This is a genomic window from Streptomyces sp. NPDC058877 (assembly GCF_042742855.1).
Classification (GTDB): Bacteria; Actinomycetota; Actinomycetes; order Streptomycetales; family Streptomycetaceae; genus Streptomyces.
In genome coordinates this window covers 1-5610 of the sequence record NZ_JBHYMF010000307.1, presented here as the reverse complement: position 1 = coordinate 5610, position 5610 = coordinate 1, and the positions used below count along the sequence as shown (strand labels likewise).

Annotated in this window: 5 protein-coding genes; all 5 read left to right on the top strand. The window is 71.7% G+C overall.

Going from position 1 to position 5610, the window contains the following annotated elements:
* Positions 1–192: 192 nt before the first annotated feature.
* The 5 genes from ACFW2Y_RS34525 (at position 193) to ACFW2Y_RS34505 (ending at position 5588) form a co-directional block, all read left to right on the top strand.
* Entirely contained in the window at positions 193–888 is a 696-nt protein-coding gene (locus ACFW2Y_RS34525; RefSeq protein ID WP_384887316.1) for an ABC transporter ATP-binding protein, read from the top strand.
* 182 nt (positions 889–1070) lie between these two features.
* A complete protein-coding gene (locus ACFW2Y_RS34520) occupies positions 1071–3617 on the top strand; it encodes an ATP-binding protein (protein ID WP_384887313.1) in 2547 nt (848 codons plus the stop codon).
* A 61-nt stretch (positions 3618–3678) separates the two neighbouring features.
* Positions 3679–4365, top strand: coding sequence for a response regulator (locus tag ACFW2Y_RS34515; protein ID WP_384887311.1), 687 nt, complete (start codon positions 3679–3681; stop codon positions 4363–4365).
* A 68-nt stretch (positions 4366–4433) separates the two neighbouring features.
* A complete protein-coding gene (locus ACFW2Y_RS34510) occupies positions 4434–4832 on the top strand; it encodes an OB-fold nucleic acid binding domain-containing protein (RefSeq protein ID WP_384887308.1) in 399 nt (132 codons plus the stop codon).
* Positions 4833–4835: 3 nt separating this feature from the next.
* On the top strand, positions 4836–5588 hold the full coding sequence (locus tag ACFW2Y_RS34505) for a DUF3159 domain-containing protein (protein WP_384887305.1): 753 nt from the start codon (positions 4836–4838) through the stop codon (positions 5586–5588).
* The last annotated feature ends 22 nt before the right edge of the window (positions 5589–5610 follow it).

The following is a 5610-nucleotide window of genomic DNA, read 5'->3' as shown; positions in this document are numbered from 1 at the left end:
GCACCGCACGGTGCGGGAAACGGCCCACCGGCCTTCGCCGACTCCCCTTCGCCCCCTTGCCCACGGTCCTGGTCCTCCGACCGGGCCGCGGACCATACTGGCGGCGCACATGTTCGAGAGGGGGAGCACAAGGTGAGTGAGAGCAGCACCGGGGCCGCAACCGCCGTCGTGGAGGACCCCGCCGGGTCCCCGATGGTCCGCGTCGAGGGCCTGCGCCGCTCCTACGGCACGGGCGAAGCCGCCGTCCACGCCCTGCGCGGAGTCTCCTTCGACGTCCCGAGGGGCGAGCTCGTCGCGCTCAAGGGCCGCTCGGGGTCGGGCAAGACGACCCTGCTCAACCTGGTGGGCGGGCTCGACACGGCTGACGGCGGCCGGATCGTCATCGACGGCACGGACCTCTCCACGCTCGGCGAGGAAGGCCTCCTGGAGCTGCGCCGGGACGGCATCGGCTTCGTCTTCCAGTCCTTCGGACTCCTACCGGTCCTCTCCGCTGCCGAGAACGTGGGCGTGCCCCTGCGGCTGCGCAGGGCGGACCCGAAGGAGCGGGAGGAGAGGGTGTCCCTGATGCTCGGGCTCGTGGGCCTCGCCGACCACGCGAACCAACGACCCGGAGAGCTCTCCGGCGGCCAGCAGCAGCGCGTGGCCATCGCCCGTGCCCTCGCCAACAGGCCGGCGCTGCTGATCGCCGACGAGCCCACGGGGCAGCTCGACGCGGAGACCGGACTCGCCGTCATGCAGCTGCTGCGCGCGGTGGTCCGCAGCGAGGGCTGTACGGCCCTGGTCGCCACCCACGACCCCCAGCTCCTGGGGCTGGCGGACCGGGTCCTGGAGCTGAGCGACGGCGAGATCATCGAGCACGGAGAGCACGGAGAGCACGGAGAGCGCTGAGGGCACGGAGGGCACGAAGGGCGCCGGGCGAGGGCCCGGGGCACGGCGCAGGTCCAGGACGCCGCCCCGCGCGCCGCATCCCGCGCGCCGCATCCCGGGCTCCGCCGTCAGGATCGCGCCAATGCCGCCGAGGCGCGCATCCGCGTGCGGAACGTCCGAGGGGCGGGACGTAGGGTCGGGGCATGGGACGCGGCAAGCTTCGGATCTACCTCGGTGCCGCACCGGGTGTCGGCAAGACCTACGCGATGCTCTCCGAGGGGCGCCGGCGGGTGGAACGGGGCACGGACTGCGTCGTGGGGTTCGTCGAGCACTACGGGCGGCCCCGCACCGAGGCGATGCTGCAGGGCCTGGAGCTGCTCCCGCGCCGTACGATCGAGTCTCCGGGCGGCACCGTCACCGAAATGGATGTCGACGCGGTGCTGGCGCGGCGGCCGGCCGTCGCGCTCGTGGACGAGCTCGCGCACGGCAACGCGCCCGGCTCGCGCAACCCCAAGCGCTGGCAGGACGTCGCCGAGCTGCTCGCCGCCGGGATCGACGTCGTGTCGACCGTGAACATCCAGCACCTGGAATCGCTCGGCGACGTCGTCGAGTCGATCACGGGCGTACGGCAGCGCGAGACCGTCCCCGACGAGGTCGTCCGCCGGGCCGACCAGATCGAGCTGGTGGACATGTCCCCGGAGGCCCTGCGCCGCCGGATGGCCCACGGCAACATCCACACCCCCGACGAGGTCGACGCGGCCCTCTCCAACTACTTCCGCCCCGGCAACCTCACCGCCCTGCGCGAGCTCGCCCTGCTGTGGACGGCCGACCGGGTCGACGAGTACCTCCAGCGCTACCGGGGCGAGCACAACATCCGTTCCCCGTGGCGGGCCCGGGAGCGCATCGTCGTCGGCCTCACCGGCGGACCCGAGGGCCGCACCCTCATCCGGCGTGCCACCCGACTCGCCGAGAAGGGGGCCGGCGGCGAGGTCCTCGCCGTCTACGTCGCCCGCAGCGACGGGCTCACCGCGGCCTCACCGAAGGAGCTCGCCGTCCAGCGCACCCTGGTCGAAGACCTGGGGGGAACCTTCCACCACGTCATCGGTGATGACATCCCCTCCGCGCTCCTGGAGTTCGCCCGGGGGGCCAACGCCTCGCAGATCGTCCTGGGCTCCAGCCGCCGCCGCTCCTGGCAGTACGTGTTCGGCCCCGGCGTCGGCCAGACCGTGGCCCGTGACTCCGGGCCGGACCTGGACGTCCACATCGTCACCCACGGCGAGGTCGCCAAGGGCCGGGGCCTCCCGGTCGCGCGCGGGGCCCGCCTCGGACGTTCCCGCATCATCGGCGGCTGGCTGGTCGGCGTTGCCGCCCCGATCGGTCTGGCACTGCTCCTCACGCACGTCGACGCGGACCTCGGGCTTGCCAACAACATGCTGCTCTTCCTCGCCCTGACCGTGGCGGCCGCGCTGCTCGGCGGCTTCCTGCCGGCGCTCGCCTCGGCCGCGGCCAGCTCCCTCCTCCTCAACTGGTTCTTCACCCCGCCGGTCCACCGGCTCACCATTGCCGACCCCCTGAACCTCCTCGCCATCGTGGTCTTCTTCGGCGTTGCGATGTCGGTCGCCTCGGTGGTCGACCTGGCTGCCCGGCGCACCCACCAGGCCGCCCGGTTGCGCGCCGAATCCGAGGTGCTCTCCCATCTCGCCGGCAGCGTGCTGCGCGGCGAGACCAGCCTGGAGGCGCTTCTCGAACGGGGCCGGGAAACCTTCTCCATGGAATCCGTGGCCCTCCTGGAACGCGCCGACGAGGCAGAACCGTGGACGCCGGCGGCGAGCGTCGGTCCCCATCCGGCGGTACGGCCGGAGGACGCGGACGTCGACATGACGATCGGCGGTCACCTGGCCCTGGTGCTCTCGGGCCGGGTGCTGCACGCCGAGGACCGACGGGTGCTCGGCGCCTTCGCCGCCCAGGCCGCCGTCGTCCTGGAACGCCAGCGGCTCGTCGGCGAGGCGGAGGAAGCCCGCAAGCTGGCCGAGGGCAACAAGATCCGCACCTCCCTGCTCGCCGCCGTCAGCCACGACCTGCGCACCCCGCTCGCGAGCATCAAGGCATCCGTCTCCTCGCTCCGCTCCGACGACGTCGAGTGGTCCGAAGAGGACCGGGCCGAGCTCCTGGCCGGCATCGAGGAGGGGGCCGACCGCCTGGACCACCTCGTCGGCAACCTCCTCGACATGTCACGCCTGCAGACCGGAACCGTCACCCCGCTCATCCGGGCCGTCGACCTCGACGAGGTGGTGCCCATGGCGCTCTGCGGCGTCCCGGACGGCAGCGCCGAGCTGGACGTCCCCGAGGCGCTGCCCATGGTCGAGGTCGACAAGGGGTTCCTGGAGCGCGCCGTGGCCAACATCGTCGAGAACGCCGTGAAGTACAGCCCCGCCGGCGTCCCCGTCGCCGTCACCGCGAGCGTCCTCGGAGACCGGGTCGAGCTGCGGGTCGTGGACCGCGGTCCCGGTGTCCCCGACGAGGGCAAGGACGGCATCTTCGAACCCTTCCAGCGCTTCGGCGACGCCCCCCGGGGCTCCGGAGTGGGCCTCGGGCTCGCCGTCGCACGTGGTTTCGCGGAGTCCATGGGCGGCACGCTCGACGCGGAGGACACTCCCGGCGGCGGCCTCACCATGGTGCTCACCCTGCGGGCCGCGCCGGGCGGGTCACCGGGTTCCCCGGCCGACCTCCCGGCGCGTTCCGTGACCTGACCGCTTCCCACAGCCCCGTGCGAACCCCACCGACATCCCGTTCCACAGAAGGAAGGCCCCCATGACCCGGGTACTCGTGGTCGACGACGAGCCCCAGATCGTTCGTGCCCTGGTGATCAACCTCAAGGCACGCGCGTACGAGGTCGACGCCGCACCCGACGGTGCCACCGCCCTCCGGCTCGCCGCCGACCGCCATCCCGACGTCGTCGTCCTCGACCTCGGCCTCCCGGACATGGACGGCGTCGAGGTCATCAAGCACCTCCGGGCCTGGACGCGGGTGCCGATCCTGGTCCTCTCGGCCCGACAGACCTCCGACGAGAAGGTCGGGGCCCTGGACGCGGGGGCCGACGACTACGTGACCAAGCCCTTCGGCATGGACGAACTGCTCGCCCGCCTACGTGCGGCCGTGCGCCGGGCCGAGCCGGTCGGCGGTACGGGGGAGGAGGAGGTCGTGATCGCGACGGAGGGCTTCTCCGTCGACCTGGCGGCGAAGAAGGTCCACCGCGACGGTCGGGACGTCCGGCTCACCCCCACCGAGTGGCACCTCCTGGAGGTCCTGGTCCGCAACGGCGGGCGGCTCGTCAGCCAGAAGCAGCTCCTCCAGGAGGTCTGGGGACCCTCGTACGGCACGGAGACCAACTACCTGCGGGTGTACATGGCGCAGCTGCGGCGCAAGCTGGAGCGCGACCCCTCGCACCCGCGCCACTTCGTCACCGAAGCGGGCATGGGGTACCGCTTCGAACGGTGAAGCGGACGCCGTACGGGAAGCCGGTCCGGGCCGCTTCCGGTGCCAGCGGGGGCCGGTAGGCTTTCTGTATGAGTGCTGCACCGCGTACAGAGAAGCCGGTCGGAAGATTCCGCCGGATGCTCGACCGGCTCTCCTCCTCCCCGGAGGACCTGGAGTCGGAGGAGCTCCAGGAGGACGCCGAGGCGTCGGGGTGCACGCGGATCTGTGACTGCTCCGACCGCCAGATCGTCAAGGTGACTGGTACCTTGCGCACGGTCACGCTGCGTCCCCGGGCGGGTGTGCCCGCGCTGGAGGCCGAGCTCTTCGACGGCACGGCACCGCTCGACGTCGTCTGGCTCGGCCGTCGCTCCATCGTGGGCATCGAGCCCGGCCGCAAGCTGATCGCCTCCGGCCGGATCTCCATGAGCCACGGCCGGCGGGTCCTCTTCAACCCCAAATACGAGCTCCGACCGCTCGGACAGGAGTAGCCGGTGACGTCCCTCGACAAGCCGACCGCAAACCGGTCGACCCCGGACCAGGACGCCCAGGCCGACAAGGCCGTGACCGAGGCCGCGCTCTTCGAGGCGTTCGGAGGCCTGCGGGGCATGGTCGAGACGGTCCTGCCCGGCCTGCTGTTCGTCACGATCTTCACGATCAACAAGGACCTGCACGTCTCGGCGATCGCCGCCCTTGCCGTCTCGCTGGTCCTGGTGGCCGTCCGGCTGATCCGAAGGGACACCGTGAAGCACGCCTTCAGCGGTGTCTTCGGCGTCGCCTTCGGCGTGGTCTTCGCGATGATGACGGGCAATGCCAAGGACTTCTACCTGCCCGGCATGCTGTACACCCTGGGCCTCGCCCTCGCGTACATCATCACGGCACTTGCCGGGGTCCCCCTCATCGGTCTGATCCTCGGACCGGTCTTCAAGGAGAACCTCTCCTGGCGCACCCGCAACCCGGGCCGCAAGAAGGCCTACACCAAGGCGAGTTGGGCCTGGGGCCTGATCCTGCTCGGCAAGTGCGCGATCCTCTTCCCGATGTACTGGTGGGCCGACACCACCAAGTTCGGTTGGGTGCTGGTCGCGCTGAAGATCCCGCCCTTCCTGCTCGCGGTCTACCTCACCTGGCTCTTCCTGGCGAAGGCTCCGGCGCCCATCGACGTCTTCGCCGAGATGGAGGCGGAGGAGCAGGCCGAGAAGGAGCGCAAGGCAGCAGCCGCAGCCGCACGGACCCACCCGGAGGCCTGAGGCCGGAGCGCGGGACGACATG